Annotated in this window: 21 protein-coding genes; 5 read left to right on the top strand and 16 right to left on the bottom strand. The window is 71.9% G+C overall.

The genetic code is table 11. The features are described from left to right. Positions 1-31: 31 nt before the first annotated feature. The 4 genes from G401_RS51600 to G401_RS0139670 form a co-directional block, all read right to left on the bottom strand. Entirely contained in the window at positions 32-1,234 is a 1,203-nt protein-coding gene (locus G401_RS51600; RefSeq protein ID WP_051367934.1) for an epoxide hydrolase family protein, read from the bottom strand. A 150-nt stretch (positions 1,235-1,384) separates the two neighbouring features. After that, positions 1,385-2,035 (bottom strand): CG0192-related protein, encoded by a 651-nt coding sequence (locus G401_RS51595; RefSeq protein WP_034594530.1) that lies wholly within the window; start codon positions 2,033-2,035, stop codon positions 1,385-1,387. Positions 2,036-2,071: 36 nt separating this feature from the next. Next, positions 2,072-4,498: an aminopeptidase N gene (pepN, locus tag G401_RS0139675; RefSeq protein ID WP_027346850.1), complete on the bottom strand. Its 2,427-nt coding sequence runs from the start codon at positions 4,496-4,498 to the stop codon at positions 2,072-2,074. Continuing rightward, positions 4,495-5,424 carry a LysR substrate-binding domain-containing protein gene (locus tag G401_RS0139670; RefSeq protein WP_027346849.1) on the bottom strand — a complete coding sequence of 310 codons (930 nt, stop codon included), beginning with the start codon at positions 5,422-5,424 and terminating at the stop codon, positions 4,495-4,497. The genes pepN and G401_RS0139670 overlap by 4 nt, the downstream gene beginning before the upstream one ends. Before the next feature lie 70 nt (positions 5,425-5,494). On the opposite strand from G401_RS0139670, the gene G401_RS0139665 reads away from it, so the two are divergent. Continuing rightward, positions 5,495-6,337: a dihydrodipicolinate synthase family protein gene (locus G401_RS0139665; protein WP_027346848.1), complete on the top strand. Its 843-nt coding sequence runs from the start codon at positions 5,495-5,497 to the stop codon at positions 6,335-6,337. A gap of 58 nt (positions 6,338-6,395) precedes the next feature. Here G401_RS0139665 and G401_RS0139660 read toward each other — a convergent pair whose 3' ends face one another. Both G401_RS0139660 and G401_RS0139650 read right to left on the bottom strand, forming a co-directional pair. Beyond that, entirely contained in the window at positions 6,396-6,920 is a 525-nt protein-coding gene (locus tag G401_RS0139660) for a hypothetical protein (RefSeq protein ID WP_027346847.1), read from the bottom strand. 214 nt (positions 6,921-7,134) lie between these two features. Further along, positions 7,135-7,794 (bottom strand): hypothetical protein, encoded by a 660-nt coding sequence (locus tag G401_RS0139650; RefSeq protein WP_027346845.1) that lies wholly within the window; start codon positions 7,792-7,794, stop codon positions 7,135-7,137. Between the two features lie 197 nt (positions 7,795-7,991). Between G401_RS0139650 and G401_RS0139645 the strand changes: the two genes are divergently transcribed. After that, positions 7,992-8,675, top strand: coding sequence for a class I SAM-dependent methyltransferase (locus G401_RS0139645; RefSeq protein ID WP_027346844.1), 684 nt, complete (start codon positions 7,992-7,994; stop codon positions 8,673-8,675). 183 nt (positions 8,676-8,858) lie between these two features. On the opposite strand, the gene G401_RS0139640 is transcribed toward G401_RS0139645, so the two are convergent. Both G401_RS0139640 and G401_RS0139635 read right to left on the bottom strand, forming a co-directional pair. Then, positions 8,859-9,305, bottom strand: coding sequence for a nitroreductase family deazaflavin-dependent oxidoreductase (locus G401_RS0139640; protein ID WP_027346843.1), 447 nt, complete (start codon positions 9,303-9,305; stop codon positions 8,859-8,861). Between the two features lie 60 nt (positions 9,306-9,365). Further along, the gene (locus G401_RS0139635) at positions 9,366-9,806 is read right to left on the bottom strand and encodes an Lrp/AsnC family transcriptional regulator (protein ID WP_034594528.1); all 441 of its coding nucleotides are present in this window, start codon (positions 9,804-9,806) and stop codon (positions 9,366-9,368) included. Positions 9,807-9,925: 119 nt separating this feature from the next. Between G401_RS0139635 and G401_RS0139630 the strand changes: the two genes are divergently transcribed. Continuing rightward, on the top strand, positions 9,926-10,717 hold the full coding sequence (locus G401_RS0139630) for an LLM class flavin-dependent oxidoreductase (protein ID WP_027346841.1): 792 nt from the start codon (positions 9,926-9,928) through the stop codon (positions 10,715-10,717). Continuing rightward, positions 10,714-11,145 carry a nucleoside deaminase gene (locus G401_RS0139625; protein WP_027346840.1) on the top strand — a complete coding sequence of 144 codons (432 nt, stop codon included), beginning with the start codon at positions 10,714-10,716 and terminating at the stop codon, positions 11,143-11,145. Before G401_RS0139630 ends, G401_RS0139625 begins: the two co-directional genes overlap by 4 nt. A 165-nt stretch (positions 11,146-11,310) precedes the next feature. Here the strand turns inward: G401_RS0139625 and G401_RS0139620 are convergent, their stop codons facing one another. After that, the gene (locus G401_RS0139620; RefSeq protein ID WP_027346839.1) at positions 11,311-11,937 is read right to left on the bottom strand and encodes a TetR/AcrR family transcriptional regulator; all 627 of its coding nucleotides are present in this window, start codon (positions 11,935-11,937) and stop codon (positions 11,311-11,313) included. A 50-nt stretch (positions 11,938-11,987) separates the two neighbouring features. Between G401_RS0139620 and G401_RS0139615 the strand changes: the two genes are divergently transcribed. After that, positions 11,988-12,938, top strand: coding sequence for an NADP-dependent oxidoreductase (locus G401_RS0139615; RefSeq protein WP_027346838.1), 951 nt, complete (start codon positions 11,988-11,990; stop codon positions 12,936-12,938). A gap of 17 nt (positions 12,939-12,955) precedes the next feature. On the opposite strand, the gene G401_RS0139610 is transcribed toward G401_RS0139615, so the two are convergent. The 7 genes from G401_RS0139610 to G401_RS0139580 are packed head-to-tail and all read right to left on the bottom strand — an operon-like array spanning position 12,956 to position 19,264. Next, entirely contained in the window at positions 12,956-13,624 is a 669-nt protein-coding gene (locus G401_RS0139610) for a VOC family protein (protein WP_027346837.1), read from the bottom strand. Then, positions 13,624-14,235 carry an alkylhydroperoxidase domain protein gene (locus G401_RS58140; RefSeq protein ID WP_027346836.1) on the bottom strand — a complete coding sequence of 204 codons (612 nt, stop codon included), beginning with the start codon at positions 14,233-14,235 and terminating at the stop codon, positions 13,624-13,626. Before G401_RS58140 ends, G401_RS0139610 begins: the two co-directional genes overlap by 1 nt. Beyond that, positions 14,232-14,837 (bottom strand): CMD domain protein, encoded by a 606-nt coding sequence (locus tag G401_RS58135; protein ID WP_245602075.1) that lies wholly within the window; start codon positions 14,835-14,837, stop codon positions 14,232-14,234. Before G401_RS58135 ends, G401_RS58140 begins: the two co-directional genes overlap by 4 nt. After that, a complete protein-coding gene (locus tag G401_RS0139595; protein WP_027346834.1) occupies positions 14,834-15,844 on the bottom strand; it encodes a putative FMN-dependent luciferase-like monooxygenase in 1,011 nt (336 codons plus the stop codon). The genes G401_RS58135 and G401_RS0139595 overlap by 4 nt, the downstream gene beginning before the upstream one ends. Continuing rightward, entirely contained in the window at positions 15,841-16,566 is a 726-nt protein-coding gene (locus G401_RS56530; RefSeq protein ID WP_027346833.1) for an ABC transporter ATP-binding protein, read from the bottom strand. Before G401_RS56530 ends, G401_RS0139595 begins: the two co-directional genes overlap by 4 nt. Then, on the bottom strand, positions 16,563-17,450 hold the full coding sequence (locus G401_RS56525; protein ID WP_051367933.1) for an ABC transporter ATP-binding protein: 888 nt from the start codon (positions 17,448-17,450) through the stop codon (positions 16,563-16,565). The genes G401_RS56530 and G401_RS56525 overlap by 4 nt, the downstream gene beginning before the upstream one ends. Continuing rightward, entirely contained in the window at positions 17,447-19,264 is a 1,818-nt protein-coding gene (locus tag G401_RS0139580) for an ABC transporter permease (RefSeq protein WP_027346832.1), read from the bottom strand. Before G401_RS0139580 ends, G401_RS56525 begins: the two co-directional genes overlap by 4 nt. Between the last annotated feature and the right edge of the window lie 30 nt (positions 19,265-19,294).

Below are 19,294 nucleotides of genomic sequence, written 5' to 3'. Positions count from 1 at the left end.
GTCGCCCGGCCCCGCCCGGATCGCGTACCGGTCAGCGCATCAGCCGGAAGCCGGCCCGCACTTCGCTGACGAACAGCTCCGGTTCCTGCCACGCGGCGAAATGGTTACCCCGGTCGACCTCGTTGAAATACACCAGCCCCGGGTACGCGTCCTCCGCCCAGCTGCGCGGTGCCTGATACAGCTCACGTGGGAACACGCTGATCGCGGTCGGCACCGTCGCGCCCTTGACCGCGAAGAAGTCGAGCGTGTTCTCCCAGTACAACCGCCCGGAGGAGATCCCGGTGTTGGTCAGCCAGGTGACGGTGACGTTGTCGAGGATCTCGTCCCGGGTCAGGTTGCCGACCGGGTATCCGTCGAAGGCGGAGGCGATGTCGGCATAGCTGTCGGCATCGTGGTCGATCATCCATCCCGCCAGTGCGATCGGCGAGTCCGCCAGCCCGTACAGGGTCTGCGGGCGCAGCTTCATCTGGGTCGCGTAGCCGATGCCCTTGGTGTAGACGACCAGCAGCTGCTCGTACGCGCGCCGCTGGTCGCCGGCCAGATTCGCCGGGACCGGGACTCCCCCGGCGGCCGCGGCGGCGAGGTCCACGGGAACGGTGCCGGGCATGTTGGAGTGGATGCCGGCGAGTTCCGGTGCCGCCTGCCGGCCCATCACGTCGGTGATCTGCGCGCCCCAGTCCCCGCCCTGCGCCACGAACCGGTTGTAGCCCAGGCGCTTCATCAGGGTGACCCACGCGCGCGCGATGTGCACGGGATCCCAGCCGGGCGTGACCGCGTGGCCGGAGGAGCCGTAGCCGGGCAGCGACGGCACCACCACGTCGAAGGCGTCCGCGGCGTCGCCGCCGTACGCCGTCGGGTCGGTGAGCGGGCCGATGACGTTGAGCATCTCGACCACCGAACCCGGCCAGCCATGCGTCATGATCATCGGCAGCGCCCCCGGGTGCTGCGACCGGACATGGATGAAGTGGATGGGCAGCCCGTCGATCTCGGTGATGAACTGCGGGAAGGCGTTGATCCTGCGCTGAACGCGGTCGAAGTCGTATTCCATGCCCCAATAGGCGGCGAGTTTCCGCATCGTCTCCAGCTGTACGCCCTGCGTCGCGTCCGGCACGGTCTCCCGGTCCGGCCAGCGTGTCGTCAGGATGCGCCGACGAAGATCGTCCAGGTCCTCCTGGGCGATCTCGGCCAGGAAGGGGCGAATCGCCGTCCCGGCGGTCGTCGCGGTGGTGGTCATGGTCCAGCCTCCTTGCATGGGTGGCAAACCGTTCTGGGGGAAGCCTCCCGGACGGCGGTACGGCCTCGAACCCGTCACAATCCCTGGTCCTGCCATGCCGTCCCCAGCAGTGGAGCCCGAAGCCCTCGGCTCACGAGTGGCCGGCGACCGTCAGTCGACGACGGTCGCCAGCGTCACCGGTGTCGCCTGGGCCGCCCATTTCCCGGTCAACGCCGCCCACCGCCCGGTCAGCGCCGGCCCGTTGCCCTCCCGCCCGGCGTGGACGATGCGTACCACGGCCAGCGACACCGAGTCCGTGGTGATGATCGACGGGTCGCCGGCCGACACGTCGACGATCCGGGTCACGGCCGGGGGCGGCGTACCGGGGATGCCCGAGCCGGACACCGTCATCAGCGGCGGCCGGCTCTGTGTGGTGCCGTCCTCGGCGACCGTCAGCTCCTCCGCCTCACCGGCACCGGTGTGGATCGCGGCCGCGACGGCCGCCGCGTACACCGGGTCGCCGCAGGCGTCGTAGACCCAGCGGGTGCCGAGCACGGAGTGCTCCGACGTCCCCATCAGGTACGCCTCCGCGCCCGGCAGCGGCGCGTCCCGGTAGGTCATCGGCGTGTGGACGATCGGGCCGTCGGCGTGGCGGACCAGGAAGGTCTCGATGCCGACCCGGCCGGCCGGGTCGTCGAAGCGGCACGCCGCGACGCGTTCCAGGTCGCCGGCCGGGCCGGTGTACCAGGGCTGGTTCGGCAACCAGCCGGCGACCAGGTCGAGCTTGGAGGGGTGCAGGTCCGCGCGGTGGATCGTCGCCATGGCTGCGATCCTGCCAGACCCGCACCCACCGGCCGGTCAGGCCCGCGAGCGCAGCACCCGCCGCATGAAGTCGACGCGCTCGGCGGCCGTCTTGGCCACCACCGGCGCGGCCGACGCGGCCTCGGACGCGACCCGGTCCAGGTACGCCTCGTCGAGCGCGTACACGGGGAACAGCCGGCCCGTGAAGTACATCGCCGGGATCATGCCGCCCTTGTGCATCTCGGGCAGCGCGTCGATGTAGCGGTCGAGGTACGGGCGCAGGATCTCGTCCTGGCCCGGCCGCCAGAACGCGTTGGACACCATCAGGGTCGACGCGATCGGCAGGCTGCGCTCGACGATCATCGCCGACCACGCGTTGGCCTTCTCCTCCGGGTCCGGCAGGGCGGCTGCGACCGCCACCGCGCGTACCCAGGCGTCCGGGTCGGTGTCGCGCTCCCGCAGCTCGGCGATGTCCGTGGCGACCGAACCGCCGAGCTCCGCCTGGCGTACCAGGGCTCGCCAGTGCAGGTCCACGTCGTCGCCGGCCTGCTCGCGCAGCCAGGCCACGTCCTCGAGGGTGGGCGCCATGCGCGCGAACGCGCGCAGCGCGGGGCGGCGCACGGCCGGCCGGTCGGCCAGATCCCGGCTGGCCGCGGCGACCACGGCCATCAGGTCCGGGCGCTGGCGGTCGGCGGCCCACAGCTCGGCGGCCTCGGTGGCGAGCACGAGGTAGCGCTCGACGACCGCGTCGGACGCCTCGACGTCCAGCAGCCCGGTCAGGCAGGCCACCGCGTCGGCGGCGCCGGCGTCACCGGTCGTCAGCATGTCCCAGACGGTGCTGCCGGCCACCGCGCGCGACAGCGCCGAAGGCAGCTGCGGCGCCGTCGCGACCAGCGCGCCCAGGTCGTCGGGCCGGGTGGTCGCGAAGGTCAGGTCGTCGTCGTTGACCAGGTAGAAGTCCGCGTCCAGGGCGAGGTCCACAGTGGTCTCGACGCCGGTCAGTTCCACCTCCGTGTACGCCGACCGCCGCAGCCGTTCCCCGTCCCGCTCGTACGCGGCGACCGCGAGCACCTGCGGCCGGGGCCCGCCATCGGGGCCGGTCGCGTCGAGGACGAGGCCGGAATCGGTACGCCGCAACGTGATCCGGTCGGTGCCGGCGGTCTCCAGCCAGCCCCGCCGCCAGGTGTCCAGGTCCCGTCCACTGTGGGCGGACAGGCTGTCGACGAGGTCCTGCAGGGTCGTGTTCGACCACGCGTACCGGGCGAAGTACGCCGTCATGCCCTGGATGAAGTTCTCCTCGCCGACGTAGCACATCAGCTGGTAGAGAACGGACGCGCCCTTCGGGTAGGTGATCGAGTCGAAGATCGACATCGCCTGGGCCACGTCGTGGATCGGCAGCCGGATCGGGTGCGAGGTCGGCCCCTGGTCCGCCAGGTACGCCGACAGCTTCTCCGACACCGCGAACCCGGCCCGCGCGTCGGTGTACTCGGTCGCCCGGGTCGCCGCCCAGTAGGCCGCGAACTCCGCGAACGCCTCGTTCAGCCACAGGTCGTCCCACCAGCGCATGGTGACGATGTTGCCGAACCACATGTGCGCCATCTCGTGCAGCAGGACCCGGGCGAAGCTCTCGTTCTCCGCGTACGTCGGCGTGGAGCGGCGCAGGAACATGTCGGACCAGGTGACGCAGCCGTAGTTCTCCATGGCGCCGCCGAACTCGGGCATGAAGACCTGGTCGTAGATCTTCTGCGGGAACGGCATGCCGAACACGCGGCCGAAGAACGCCAGCCCCTGCTCGGTGACGCGGAAGACCTCGTCGGCGTCGCGCTCCAGCACCGCCGCGAGCGACTTGCGGGCGTGGATGCCGAGGTCGTAGCCGCCGGCCTCGCGGCGCACGGTCGCGAACGGGCCGCCGTTGACGACGATGTTGTAGGTCGACAGCGCGGGCGTGGCCGCGAAGCTCCAGCGGCGGCCGCCGTCGACCGGCTCCACCGCGGGGTTGCCGCTGTTGCTCGTGATCGTCCAGTGCGCCGGGGCGGTCACGGTCAGCGCGTGCGTCGCCTTGAGGTCGGGCTGGTCGAAGCAGGCCCACACGTGCCGGGCCTCGTCCGGCTCGAAGCTCGTCCAGACGTACACCTCCCCGTCGGCCGGGTCGACCGCCTTGTGGACACCTTCGCCGTCGCGCGTGTTGTCCTGCACGCTGTGCACCCGCAGGACATTGTGCTCCGCGAGCCCGGTCAGCTCGATCCGGCCGTCCCGCGCCGGGGGCAGGGGCGCGCCGTTGAGGTCACCGCCGACCACCTCGGCCGCGCAGTCGACGAAGGTCGTCGCGCCCGGCTCCCGGCAGGTGAAGGTCACCGTCGAGACGCACGCGACCCGGCTGCCGTCGATCAGGCCGGTGAAATCCACCTCGATCGCGTACGCCTCGACGGACAGCAGTGCGGCGCGTTCCTGCGCTTCGGCCTGGGTCAGGCTCTTGACGGTCATCGGCGGTCTCCTCCTCGTGGGCTTTGGTTGATCGTAGGGACACCGGCACGCCAGTTTCCGGCGGCTTCGGCCAATGCCGCGTGAGCCGCCACGATCGCCGGGTGCCCCGCCGACCCCCGCCGGTACGCGACCCGCGTGCGCCGCCGGGTGTCCAGCGCGATCAGGCGTACGCCGTCCGGCACGGGGTACGCCGCCAACTGGGGCACGATGGCGACCCCCTGATCGGCCGCCACCAGGGCCAGCACGGTCGTGAAGTCGTCGGCGTGGTGGCGGGCGCGGGCGGCGTACCCGGCCGACTGGGCGAGCCGCAGTCCCGCGGTGTGGCACAGCGTCCCCGGACTCGCCATGATCCACATCTCGGCGGCGGCGTCCTCGATACGCCGGATCCGGCCGGTCGCGGAGACGGCAAGGTAGACCTCCTCGTCCAGCAGGTCCGCTGTGCCGAGCGCCGGATCCGGAGCCACCGGGGCGATGTCGTAGTCCTGGACGAGCCCGACGTCGATCCGGCGTTCCCGCAACGCGTCCGGCACCGCGGCCGGATCCAGCTCGGCCACGTGCAGTTCCAGCCCCGGGTGGCGTACGCCCAGCGCGACCAGGGCCGACGGCAGCAGCGTACGCACAGCCGTAGGGAACGCGCCGATCCGCAGCGGCCCGGACAGTGCCGACCCCGCCGTGGCGACGGCCGCCGCCGCCTGCTCGAGCGCACCGAGCACGAGTTCGGCCTGCTCCACCAGCACATGCCCGGCCGCCGTCAGCTCGACCCGCCGCCCACTGCGCTCCAGCAGCGGTACGCCCGCCTCCCGCTCCAGCGCGCTCAGCTGCTGCGACACGGCGGAGGCGGTGTACGTGTGGGCATCGGCGACCGCGCTGATCGTGCCCAGCCGGGCCAGGTCGCGCAGCAGCCGCAGCCGTCTCGGATCCAGCATCAGTTCATCTTATGCTCGCCCGTAGAAAGCTGAACTGGAAGTTATGCTCAGCCGGGCGGACCCTGGGATCATGGATCTCACCGGAGTCTTCGTCCCGCTCATCACGCCCTTCGACGCCCACGGAGACGTGGCGGTCGACGCGCTCATCCGGCTCGCGTACGAGACGCTGGAGGACGGCGCGACCGGCCTCGTGGCGCTCGGCACGACCGCCGAACCCGGCTCGCTCACCCCCGCCGAACAGGACGCCGTCGTCGACGCGATCGGCCGCGTCTGCGAGGAGCGCGGGGCCCCGATGATCGTCGGCGCCGGCCGCGCGGCCGCCACCCGACGCCCGGTCGCCGCCGCGCTCGTCATGGTGCCCCCGTTCGTACGGGCCGGGGAGGCGGGCGTCGAGGCGTACTTCGCCCGGCTCGCCGCCGACAGCGCGGTCCCGCTGATCGTCTACCACATCCCGTACCGCACCGGTCAGCAGCTTTCCCCGCCCGCCCTACGCCGCATCGCCCAGCTGCCCAACATCGCCGGCATCAAGTACGCGACCGGCCGCGTCGACGCCGACACCCTGGCCCTGCTGGCGAGCGCGCCGACCGGCTTCTCGGTTCTCGCCGGAGACGACGTGGTCCTCGCCCCGCTGCTGGCGATGGGCGCCCACGGCGGCATCCTCGCCTCCGCCCACCTGTCCACCCACCGGTACGCGCGCCTCGTCGCCGCCTGGCGCGACGGAGACGTGCCGACCGCCCGGGAACTCGGCCTGCCCCTGGCGCACCTGTCCCACATGGTGTTCGCCGAGCCGAACCCGACCGTCGTGAAGGGAGTGCTCCACGCCCAGGGCCGCATCCCGACCCCGGACGTCCGCCTTCCCCTCCTGCCCGCCGCACCGTCCAACGTGGACGCCGTCCTCGCACTCCTCGACTGACCGGCTCCTCATGATCCCGTACGCCGCGTACCCGTTGATCCCGCTTGGATCAGGGAAATCACCCGAATCTTGGGCCATGATTCGGGTGGCAACCGTGATCCAAACAGGATCTTGGAGCGGTCCTGGGCCCGGCCGCAGCGGTGTTCGGATTGACGGCGGCACGAACGGTACGCGTGCCGGCCACACCGAGGACGGCCAGCCGGTTCGCCAGGAGTTGCATCTCCGCCGGCGTACCGACGACCCCTTCGCCGATCAGTGCGGCGTGGGCAGCGGCCGCTTCGGCGTACGTCATGCCCTGCCGCCGGAACAAAGTGAGCAGCGGCAGGCGGAGGCCTTGAGCGGCCTCCGGGGCGACGCACAGCCGGACCAGGCCGGCGCGCGCGATGAGCGCGGCGCGTTCGATCGGGTAGATCCGACCGCTGTAGTCCGCCTCGATCACGTTGTCGCAGCCGTCGCAGCGGAGCGACACCGACCACACGATCCGATCTCCCACAAGCGCCTCGTCGACGAGTCCCACGGTACGCGCGCCGCACCGTGCGCAGTGATCGATCAATTCGTCGCCGACGAGTATCGCCTCGCTCATGGGCGGCAACGCTATCGCGCCGATGCGACAGACTCCTTTCGCAGCTGCAACGCGTCCTCGGCGTCCGCGGCCTGGAGCGCGTTGACCGCCGGAACGTACGGGTTCCGGTGACCATGCCGGGTCGTGGTCAGGAGGGCGACGCGCATCAGATCTCCGATCGATCGGAAGAAGACGGCCGGGCCGACCCGCGCGGCAGTCCGTATGAACGGCTCCTTCACGCGTCGAAGGTGAGGACGACGTACTCGTACTCGGTGATGTCGAAGATCCCGTCGTGGTCGTCGTCGATGAAGATCGTGAGATACACCGGGTCGGCGCGCTCCTGAACCCTGGTGTCCCCGAAAGCGGACACCAGGATCTTGTCCATGGTGGAGCTGAGTTCGGTGAGCCGGTTCCCGACGAGGTAGTTCATACCCTCGTCGCTGAGGAACAGGTTACCGTCGAAGAATCCGCCGTTGGCCATTCCGCGGCCCATGCCGAACAGCCGGTCGTCGGCGTACGCGGTGTTCTGCGGGACGTCGAAGATGGACTTGTCCGACCACGCGGCGATGCGGACGGCCTCGTCGCCCGGCGGCTTGGGCAGGTGGATCTCGAAAGGCGCGCGGGCGAGGTTCACGTAGGTCACGTACGCGGGCGACTCCGGCCCGATGCGCATCATCGCCCGGGCGCCGTTCTGCCAGAATTCGTAGCCGATCATCGGTGTCTTCTCGAGATCGGTCTGCGGCTTGTGCGACGCGGACGCCGAGCCGGCCGACGAGCCCGCCGACGGCGTCCCGTCCGCGGGACCGTGCGGGTACAGCCACTGGAACACGCCGAGGATCAGCGCCAGGGCGGCGATGCCCGTGCCGATCGCCCACTTGGTCGAGGATTCCTTCACGCGTCAAGAAGTACACACAGGCCACGGACGTTCTGTCGGATCAAGGACTCCGCCGGCCGGGTCCATACGCACAGGTCACGGCACGTGCCTGGCCGTTCATCGGCGGTACGCCGGTCGGGCGCCGGGCGCGCCGGTCCGGCGTTCGCTCCCCGCGAACCGGGCTGACCCGCCGGACGCGAGGTCATAGCGTCGTGGTCATGCCTCTCGCCGCGTACGACGCCATCGCCGACTGGTACGCCGACTACATCGCCGCCGGTGCCGGTTCGGCGTACGCCCAGCGGGTGACGGCGGCGCTGGCCCGCCTGCTGCCGCCGGCGGAACCCGGCGGCGGGACGTGCCTCGACGTGTGCTGCGGCACCGGGGCATATGTGGCGGCGATTCGCGCCCGGGGGTGGCGGCCCGTCGGCGTGGACCTGTCCCAGGGACAGCTGCGGCGGGGCCGGGAAGTGATGCCGGTCGTGCAGGCCGACGCGACCGCGCTGCCGGTCCGGTCGACCTCGGTGCCCGTCGCCACCTGCATTCTCGGCCATTCCGACGTCCCGGACTACCCGGCGGTGATCCACGAGATCGGGCGCGTCCTGCGGCCCGGCGGGCTTTTCGTGCACATCGGCATCCACCCGTGCTTCACCGGCGCCTTCGCCGACCGGTCCGATCCGGCCCGCATCATCGTCGACGGCGGATACCACCGGACGGAGCGGCGCTTCGACTCCTTCACGACCCAGGGCGTACGCAACAGGGTCGGTGCCTGGCATTTGCCACTGGCCGGACTGCTCAACGCGGTCGTGGCGGCGGGCCTGCGGATCGTCGACACCGTCGAGGCGTCGCCGCAGGACGCGGTGCCCGACGTCTTCGCCTTCGCGGCCGTGAAGCCCGCGCACTGACCGGCGCGGACCGCAGCGCGAGGTGAAGCCGGCCGGTGACGCGGCCCGCACCGCCGCCGATGCGGCGCGGACCGCGACACGCTCACGGCGCCCCTTCCCGGGACGCCTGAGGTGCTGTGGCTGGACCTTACCGGCGCCCGCCCGCGCCGAGGTACAACGTATCTACATATAGTTATGACGAAACTACGATGCGGCATCAGCCGGTTCGAGGACGAAGACCGGAATCTGTCGATCGGTCTTTCGCTGATAGTCGGCATAGTCCGGATACGCGGCCACGGCCCGCGCCCACCACGCCTCCTTCTCCTTACCGGACACCTCACGGGCGTGGTAGCGGCCGGACTCGGTGCCGTCCTGCAGCTCGATGACCGGATCCGCGACGATGCTCGCGTACCACTGGGGGTTCTTGGGGGCGCCGCCCTGCGACGCGACCGCCGCGTAGACGCCGTCGTGCTCGACGCGCATCACCGGCGTCTTGCGTACCTTGCCGGACGCCTTGCCGCGATAGGTCAGCAGCACGGTCGGCAGGCCCCGGATCGTCACTCCGTCGGTCGTGCCCGTCTTGAGGATCTGATCGACGTGGTTGCGTACCCAGGCGGTGGCGCTCGGCTCGTAGTCACCAGAGAGAGTCATGTGCTGTTCAACGATCTTCCGCGGCCGGTGATTCCGTCTCCCGGCGCACCGGCCGAAGCTTCAGCGTTCGGGCCGGCGAGGCCCGCGGAAGGGCATGGTCTGCCCGTACACCACGCTGGTCGTGGTGCTGCCCAGCCCCGCCAGTTCGTCGACGAGCCGCTCCAGGTGCCCCATCGAGGTCGCGGCGATCTTGAGCGTGTAGCAGTCGTCCCCGGTGGTACGCAGGCACTCCAGGATCTCGCGGCGCTCGGCGAGTAGCTTGTGCAGCGGCTGGTGCTGGTTGCCCGGATACTTCAGCCGCACGACCGCGAGCACGGGATAGCCCACCCGGGTCAGGTCCACCACGGCGCGGTAGCCCGCGATCACTCCGCAGGCCTCCAGTTGCCGGACCCGTTCGGTCGTGGCCGAGGCGCTGAGGTTCACCCGGCGGCCCAGCTCGCTGAGGCTGATGCGGCCGTCCTGCTGAAGCTGGTCGACGATGGCCCAGTCCACGTCATCCATATCGACACCGGTGAGATTATCGGCCATTCCTCGACTCTACCGTGAAACTCACCGCGAAACAGCCACGGGACCGGGGGGATGCCGTTCCGCGTACATGATCACCGGGATAGCGTATGGGCATGCAACTGGGTGTGAACGTGCCGAACTTCGGCCCCGGTACCGATCCGGGCGTGCTGCGCGAGTGGGCGCGGGTCGTCGAAGGTCTGGGATTCGAGCTGCTGATGATGTCCGACCACGTCGTCGTGACCCCGGAGGTGTCGCAGCGCTACCCGGAGCCGTTCTACGAGCCGTTCACCGCACTGTCCTGGCTGGCCGGACAGACGACCCGGGTCCGTCTGGGAACCACGGTGCTCGTCCTGCCCTACCGGCACCCGGCCCTCGTCGCCCGGATGGTCACCAACCTCGACCAGCTCAGCGGCGGCCGGTTCGTGCTCGGCGCCGGGATCGGCTGGTCCCAGCAGGAGTACGCGGCGCTCGGCGTACCGTTCGCGCAACGGGGCCGGCTGACCGACGCCCATCTGACCGTGCTGCGCGAGACCGTCTCCGTGCCGATCTGGGTGGGCGGCAACAGCGACGCCGCGATCCGGCGGGCCGCCCGGTTCGGCGACGCCTGGCATCCGCTGCGCAACACCATCGGCTGGTTGCGCGCCGCCGTCGCCGAGCACGCCCCGGCCGGATTCGCCCCGCGGATCGCGCTGCGCCTGACCGGCGAACCCGCCGACGGGGCCGACCGGCTCGCCGGCGTCGGCACGATCGAGCAGGTCCTCGACGACCTCGAACAGCTGCGCCTGCTGGGCGCGGAAACCGTGGTGCTCGACCCGTACAACGGCGACCCCGAGGAGACCCGGCGGCCCGAGGTCGCCTGGCAGGCACTGACCGCACTGGCCGAACACCGGAGGAGCACCCCATGATCACCGAAGCCGACGAGGTACTCCTGCGCCGGGCGATCGCCCTCGCGGCCCACGCCGTCACCATCGGCGACGCACCCTACGGCTCGCTGCTCGCCGACCCCGACGGGCTGATCCTGGCCGAGGAGCACAACACCGTGAGGCGCGACAACGACATCGCGGCCCATCCTGAGCTGAAGCTCGCCCGCTGGGCCGCCCGGGAACTCGATCCCGCCGTCGCGGCCCGCACCACGATGTACACCAGCTGCCAGCCGTGCGGCATGTGCACCGGCGGCATCGTCCGGTCCGGCCTCGGCCGGGTCGTGTACGCCCTCAGCACCGACCAGCTCATCGGGCTCAACCCCGGTTCCAACTGGCCCGACGTCCGACCGGAGGGGCCGGCGCTCTACGAGGAGGCCCGCATCCCGATCGAGGCCTTCTACCTGCGCTGAGGACCGGCGTTCACCGGTGGAGGCGACTGGTGGGCCCGTCGGCGGGCGGACACGCCGGCGCACGGCCAGTCGATCTCAACTGCGTCCATTGTGTTCACCGTAGTCGCCCGGGTGATCAATGTCTACTAATTCCATAGGAATAGTAGATCGGCGTACGTCTCTGTCTCATCGGACCGTGAGCGGTAGCCGGACGGCGGGCGGCAGCGGCGCCGCCACCGGATGCGCCTGGAAAGACTGGATCATCAGTGCGGCGACCCGGCGGGACGCCGCCTCCCGGGTCCGCAGCGACTCGGCACGGATGCCCTCGTTGGCCATCAGCGCGAAGACGAGGTCCTCCAGCTCGAAGTCCGCCCGCAGGAACCCCGTCTTCTTCGCCCGCTCCACCAGCCGGGCGAACAGGCGCAGCGTACGATCGCGGTCCGCCGCGGCACCGGCGGCAGCCGGCAGCCGCGCGGTGACCGCCCGCGAGAATCCCCGGTCGTCGACGGCGTGCACCCGTATGAGCGTGTCGACGACCTGGCAGAAACCGTCCCACGGGTCCGCGGCGGCCAGCCCCTCTTCGACGACCGAGGAGCAGAGGGTCATCCGGTCCGCGAGCGCCGCGCTCAGCAGGGCCTCCTTGGTGGGAAAATGGCGGTAGACGGTCGCCGCACCGACCTGCGCGCGCCGCGCGATCTCCCGGATCGGCACGTCGAGCCCCTCGCCCGCGAACGCCAGGCGCGCCGCCGCCAGGATCCGCTCCCGGTTGTCCCGCGCGTCCGACCGCGCCGGCTGCCTCACTTCACCCGTCACCGCTCTCACTTTAGCCAGCCGGACCGCGCGGTCCGTTACGGTCCGAATCCATGAGAGCCGTTCAATTCCTTGAGTACGGGCCGGCCGGCGTCGTCCACGTCGCCGAGATCGAGCCGCCGCACGCCGGGCCCGGCGAGATCCGGATCAGCGTACGCGTGTCCGGCGTCTCCCCCGGCGAGACGATGATCCGGGCCGGCCGGCTGCGCGACCTGGTGCCCGTGACGTTCCCCTACCGCACCGGTTTCGACGCGGCGGGCGTCGTCGACGAGATCGGCGCCGGGGTGACCGGGGTCCGGCCGGGCGACGAGGTGTTCGGCATGGTCGCCATGACCCGCCGCGCGGCCAACGCGGACCACGCCGTCCTGACCGCCTGGGCGCCGAAGCCGGCCGCGTGGACCTGGCAGGAGGCCGGCGGGGCCGCGGGCAGCGTCGAGACCGCGACCCGGGTCCTCGACCGGCTCGGCGTCGCCGCCGGCCAGACGCTGCTGGTGCAGGGGGCGGCCGGCGCGGTGGGGACCGTCGCCGTGCAGTTCGCGGCCGAGCGCGGTGCCACCGTCATCGGCACCGCCGGCGAGCACAACCACGACTTCCTGCGGTCGCTGGGCGTCCAGCCGACGACCTACGGTCCCGGCCTCGTCGAGCGGGTCCGATCCCTTGCGCCCCAAGGCATCGACGCGGTCTTCGACTGTGCCGGCGGCGCGCTGCCCGACCTCGTCGCCCTGGCCGGCGATCCGGCCCGCGTGGTCACCATCGCGGACTTCACGGCGGCGGCGCACGGCGTACACCTGTCGCACGGGGCACCGGCGGACGGCACCGGCGAGCGGCTGGACTCCAGCGCCGATCCGCTCGCGGTGCACGGTCTGGCCCGCGCTGTCGACCTCGCCGGCCGGGGACGCCTGCGGATTCCGATCGCCCGTGCGTTCCCGCTGGCCGAGGCGGCGGCCGCGCACGAACTGAGCGAGACCCGCCACGCCCGCGGCCGTATCGTGCTCGTGCACTGACACGGTCACGGCCGCCGCTACTCGACCCCGGCCGGGCCGATGACCACCCGGCCGCGCGGCGTACCGAGCACGATGCGCACGCCAGGGGTCTCGCCCTCCACCACGACGGCGTCGGTGCCGAGCACCGCCAACCCGGCGCGTACGCGATCCGGCTCGGGCGAGAGCACGTCGAGCGATTCCAGCACGACCTCCGCCGCGAGCCGGGTCGAGGGATGCGGGGTGGTGCCCCAGTCGATCAGCGCGGGCTGGGCGCCACCCGACGGCAGCGGGTACGCGACCGACAGCCGCCACGAGAGCGTCTCGCCGGACGGGGTCTCGCGCGAGAGCGGGCGTACGTCGCCGAGGTCGACGGCGGCGGCTTCGGCGGCGGCGACGGTCGCGTCGAGATCCGCGGGGTGGATCAGCCAGGTCCGGCCGACCAGCCCGGACGCGTCCCCGACGAGGAAACGGCCGCCGGAGTCGAAGGCCGCCGCGGACGCGTCCGGGTCGGGCCCGAGCAGTTCCAGGTAGACGCGCTCGTCGCCGCCGTCGGTACGCCGCAGCCCGACGAGCGCGTTGGCCGTGCCGATCGGATGCCGCCCGCCGGGCACCGGGGTGACGCCGGTCAGCTCCCGGAACGCCTCGACGCCGGCGGCGAGGTCGGGCACGACCACCATGATGTGGTCCAGTGTGGACGGGATCGGCATCAGCGGCCGCCGTCCGCCGGGGGCGTCGGTTCGCCGAGGGACAGCATCAGCCGGTTGGCCCAGTTGAAGAACGCCGCGCCGTGCACGACGTCGGCGATGGACAGGTCGTCGAGGCCGGCCTCCCGCAGCGCCGCCACGTGCTCGGGGCCGAACGTGCCCGGTGTGGCGGTCAGCGCCGCGGACGCCGCGATGATGGCCGTCCATCGTGGATCCTGCTCGCCGTCGATGCCCTCGTCGAGCAGGCGCTGGACGTCGTCGGGGCGGTGCGAGTGGTGCGCGGCGAACCGCGCGTGCACCGACGCGCAGAACAGGCATCCGTTGGTACGCGAAGCCGCCGTGGCCGACAGCTCCCGCTCGGCCCTCGGCAGCCCCGCGTGGGTGTTGTAGAAGATGTCGTTGTCGGTGCGCGTACGCGCCGCGAGGATCTCCGGGTCGCGGACGAGCAGCCGGAAGTAGGGGCTCTGCGCCCGCGAGCGCTCCACCAGCGCGGCGTAGTGGGCCTCGGTCAGCTCTTCCTCGGGCAGCGGTTCGAGCCACGGCGTCCACCCGAGGTGCGCCTGGGTGAAGGCGTTCGGCCGCTCGATCTCGGGCCGCTGGACGGTGCCGGTCATCGGCGGGCTCCCGCAAGGACGGTCAGCCCCGCGACGACGCGGAGCTGGAAGTGGACGAAGGCGATGAGCTGCGACAGGGTGACGATGCCGGTCGTGGACCAGCCGGCGTCGACGAGGTCTTGCAGGGCACCGGGGCTGGCGTCCCGCGGCCGGTAGGTGAGCAGGTGGGCGTGGGCGAGCGCACGGGCGAGCCGGTCGCCGACGGCGGCGCGCAGGTCGGCGTCGGGCTGCCAGTGCGGACCCTGCACGTCCTCGGCCGACAGCGGCCCGGCCGGGTAGGTGCCGTACGGTCCGCTGGTCACCGCGCCCGCGACGGCCGCGTCGACGGCGGCGGCGATCGCCGGGGCGACGGCCGTGAGGTGGCCGCGGTAGAAGTCGGCGACGGCCGGGGCCTGGCTCAGGTACGCGACCCACGCCGCGACCGCGAACCGTTCGGCCGGCGAGATGTCGCCCGGCTGCGCGGGCGCGAACAGCGCTTCGTAGCTGGCCTGCGCGTTCGCCTTGGCCGCGGGGCGTTCGGCCCGCAAGACGTCGATCGGATCCCCGGCCCGTACGCCGACCAGGCGGTCGATGACGTCCGCCGGCTCGGAACTGATGGTCATGCAGTGTCTCCTGTGGATGCGGGCGTCCAGCCGAGCGCCGGCGCGACCTCGGACGCGATGAGTTCGATCGACCGCAGCGTCAGCTCGTGCGGGGGGTCGACCGGATGGACCTGGAAGACGATGTCGGTCGCGGCGGCCAGGACGTGGTCGGTGCCGAGCTCGGCGATGACCTGTTCGGGCGTGCCGACGTGGATGTCGAAGATCTTCAGCAGCTCGTCCGGGGTGGCACCGGCGGGCAACTGGTAGCCGAGCGCCTTGGCCATGGGCAGCGACCGTTCGATGCCCCGGGCGGCCAGCCGCCGGCCGTCCGCCTCGTCGTCGACCACGACCAGCCCGCGCGAGCCGAAGACGCGCGGCCGGACCCCGGCCGGGAGCGCCGCGACGTACGCGTCCACGAGCGGCCGCTGCGTGTCGGCGAGGTTGGCCGCGGTGTGCGGCTGCGTCTTCGACAGCATCAGCCCGAAGCCGGCCGCGCCGATGCGGGCGGCTCCTTCCGCGGAGAACGTCGCCTGCCACAGGGTGTCGAGCAGGTGCGGCGCGGGCGGGTAGAGCGCTCCGCCGTCGGTGGTGAGCACATCGCCGCGCAGGGCGGTGACGAGCTGCTCGATGTGCCGGACGAAGACGGCGGCCCGGTCGGCCGGGTCGTGCCCGAACGGCGGGAAGGAGGTCGGCGTACCGCCGCTGCCGATGCCGAGTTCGAACCGGCCGCCAGACAGCACGTCGAGCACCGCCGCGTCCTCCGCGACGCGTACCGGCGACTCCAGCGGCAGCGTCACGATCGCCGTACCCAGGACGATGCGGGAGGTCAGCGCCGCCGCCTGGGCCAGCAGCAGCAGCGGCGCCGGCAGGCCGCCCTCCGCGGCGTGGAAGTGGTGCTGCGCCACCCACGCCGAGTCGAATCCGACCCGTTCGGCCGTACGGATCTGCTCCAGCGCGAACCGGTAGCGCTCCGCCGGGGACGCGTCCTCCAGAAGCCGGGTGAAGAACCCCAGCCGTGGCACCGTCATGCCGTACTCCTGCCGAGATAGGCCTCCTGGATCCGGGGATCGCGGAGGAGTTCGTCCGCCGTGCCCTGCACCGCGATCTCGCCGGTGGCCAGCACGTAGCCGCGGCTCGCGATGGACAGGGCGAGTTCGGCCTGCTGCTCGACGAGCAGCACGGCCACGCCGAGCTCCCGGTTGAGCCGGGCGATCTCGTCGAGGACCTGGTCGACCAGCCTCGGCGCCAGGCCCATCGTCGGCTCGTCCATGCAGATCAGCCGGGGCCGGCTCATCAGCGCCCGGGCGAAGGCGAGCATCTGCTGCTCACCGCCCGACAGCGTGCCGGCCTCCTGCCGCCGCCGCTCGGCCAGCCGCGGGAAATGCTCCCGCATCCGCTCCAGGTCCTCGGCGACACCGGCCCGATCCTTGCGCGTGTACGCGCCGGCGAGCAGGTTCTCGTCGACGGTCAGCTGCGGGAAGACGCGGCGCGCCTCGGGCACGGACGCGATACCGGCCCGTACGCGGGCAGGCGTGGACCGGTGTTCGACGGGTACGCCGTCGAACGTGATGGTGCCGCTTCGCAGCCTGGTCAGCCCGAGGATCGTCTTCATCGTGGTCGACTTGCCCGACGCGTTCCCGCCGAGCAGCGAGACGATCTCGCCGGCCCCGACCTCCAGGCGGACGTCCCGCAGGACGTGGAACGCCCCGTAGTACACGTTGACGTCGGCCAGCCGCAACAGCGTCGTCATGCCTTCCCCCTGCGCCGGCCGAGGTACGCCTCGGCGACCAACGGATCGCGGCGTACGGCGTCCGGACGCCCTTCGGAGATCACCCGGCCGCCGTCGATGACGACGACCCGGTCGGAGACGGTCATCACCAGGTCGATCTTGTGCTCGACCAGCAGGATCGCCTGGCCCTCGGCCTTGAGCTGGAGCAGCTGGTCGAGCACCTCGGCGGTCTCCGACGGGTTCATGCCGGCGGTCGGCTCGTCGAGCACCAGCAGCCTCGGCCGCGGTGCCAGGGCCCGCGCGATTTCGGTACGCCGCCGGTTGGCATAACTCAACGTATACGCGAAGTCGTCGCGCCGGGGTGCGAGACGCTGGCCGAACCGGTCCAGTTCGGCGGCGACGGCGGCCTCGATCCGGGCCTGCTCGCGGCGCGCCGCCCGGGTCGGCACCAGCGCGACGGCCAGCTCGGCGAGCAGCGGGATCCACCGCAGCAGGAACCAGGTCGACAGCCGGCGGGCGGGCCGCCCGGCGCGCAGCGTCGTGTGCAGCCCGACCGCGACGTTGTCGGCGACGCTGAGGGCGCCGAACACGCGGCCGTTCTGGAACGTCCGGGCGATGCCCGCCTCGGCGATCCGGGCCGGGTCCAGCCGGTCGATGCGGCGCCCGTCCAGCAGGATCTCCCCCGCGTCCGCCGGGATCGCCCCGGTCACCAGGTTCAGCGTGGTGGTCTTGCCCGAGCCGTTCGGTCCGATGATCGACACCACCTCGCCCGGCGCGACGTCGAAGCTCACCGCGTCGACCGCCGCCAGCCCGGCGAAGGTGCGCCGGAGACCGCGTACGGACAGCAGCGGGGGGATGGCGGTGCCCGCAACGGTTTGCGCGGTCGCGGCCTGCGTCTCGGTCATGCCCGCCTCACCCAGGCCCCGCCCGGCCGGAACCGCACCACGAGGATCAGCGCGAGTCCGTAGAGGATCACCCGCAGCTGCGGCGTGACCCGGAAGACCTCCAGCGCTCCGATGAGGACGATCGAGCCGATCACGGCGCCGAACGGCACGTTCACCCCGCCGAGCACCACGATCGTCAGCACCAGCAGCGACATCGTCAGGCCGAACAGGTCCGGGTCGATGTAGGTGTACTGGTGGGCCAGCAGGGCGCCGCCGACTCCGGCGAAGAACGCCGACACGGCGAACGCCAGCGCCTTGTAGTCGCGTACGCGGATGCCGGACGCGTACGCGGCGACCTCGTCCGAGCCCACGGCCGACATGACCCGGCCCAGGTGCGAGGAGCGCAGCCGGACGACGACGGCCAGCGTACCCACGAGGACCAGGAAGTCGATCAGGTAGAACGCGAGCGGCGTGTCCAGGGCCAGACCGCCGATGTGCGGCGTCGGTATGCCGTACAGGCCATACACGCCCCGGGTCAGCGGCTCGGCGACCCGCAGTATCGCCACCGTGACGATGCCCATGCCCAGGGTCGCGATCGAGATGTAGTGCCCCTTCACCCGCCACAGCGCCGATCCCAGCACCGAGGCGCCGACCGCGGCGACGAGCCCGCCGACCGGCAGCGACACCCAGAACGGCCAGTGCGCGAGCAGGGCCAGCAGCGCCGACGCGTACGCGCCGAGGGCGATCGGACCGGCCTGGCCGAGCGCGATCACCCCGGACTGCCCGGCCGTGACCGTGAAGCCGGCGCCGATGATCGCGTAGATGAGCACCTGCGTGCCGATCGTCAGGAAGGTACGGCTGCCGAGGACCGGGATGACGACCCCGCCGACGGCCAGCACCGCGACCAGACCCCAGCGGCCGAGCCGGATGGGTCGCCCGCGGCCGAGGAACGTGCCGGTCATCGGTTCCGGCGCGAGGACCGGGACCCGGCCGAGCAGTCCGCCGGGGCGTACGAGCAGGACGAGGATGAGGATCGCGAACATGATGATGTCGTCGACGCTGCCGCCGAACAGCGAGACGCCGAACGCCTCCGCCACGCCCAGGACGAAGCCGCCGATCACCGCGCCGGGGATCGATCCGAGGCCGCCGAGGGTGGCGGCGACGAAGGCGGTCAGGCCGGCGGTCGCGCCCGAGGTCGGGGAGACCGTTCCGGTGTAGAGGGCGACGAACACCCCGGCGACGCCGCCCAGCGCCGAGGCGATGACGAACGACAGGTGCTGGATGCGCCCGACCGGGATGCCCATCTGCAGCGCGGCCTCCGGATCCTGGCTGGTCGCCCGGATCGCCCGGCCGGACTTGCCGAACTTCAGGTACAGGCCCAGCGCCGCCATGACCGCGATGGTGAGGGCGAGCATGACGACGTCGGAGGTGCCGAACCGCATCAGCCCGATGTGCAGGTCGTCGGTCGGCAGCACCTCGGGGAACGGGCGTACGCGCGGGCCGAAGACCCACTGCGAGACGCTGTCGAGGATCTGGGCCACCGCGTAGGTGGCCAGCAGGGCGGCGATCGGCAGGTACCGGGCCAGCGGCCGCACGACGAGCAGGTTGATGAGCAGCCCGGTGAGGCCGGTGACGGCCACGACGACGGCGAGGGTCGCCCAGAACGGCCAGCGCAGGTCGGCGATGAAGAACCAGGCGCACATCGCCCCGAGGCCGAAGACCGACATGTGGGCGAAGTTCACGACGTTCGTCACGCCGAAGATCAGCGAGATGCCGACCGCGACGAGCGCGTACGCGTTGCCGTGCAGCAGGCCGGCGATCAGTGTGTCGAGCAACGGAGTCCTCGGCGGGGTCGGCCGGGTCGC

This window comes from Hamadaea tsunoensis DSM 44101, assembly GCF_000428945.1.
Taxonomy (GTDB): domain Bacteria; phylum Actinomycetota; class Actinomycetes; order Mycobacteriales; family Micromonosporaceae; genus Hamadaea; species Hamadaea tsunoensis.
The sequence above is the reverse complement of the archived record's forward strand: the minus strand, read 5'-3'. Positions and strand labels throughout refer to the sequence as shown.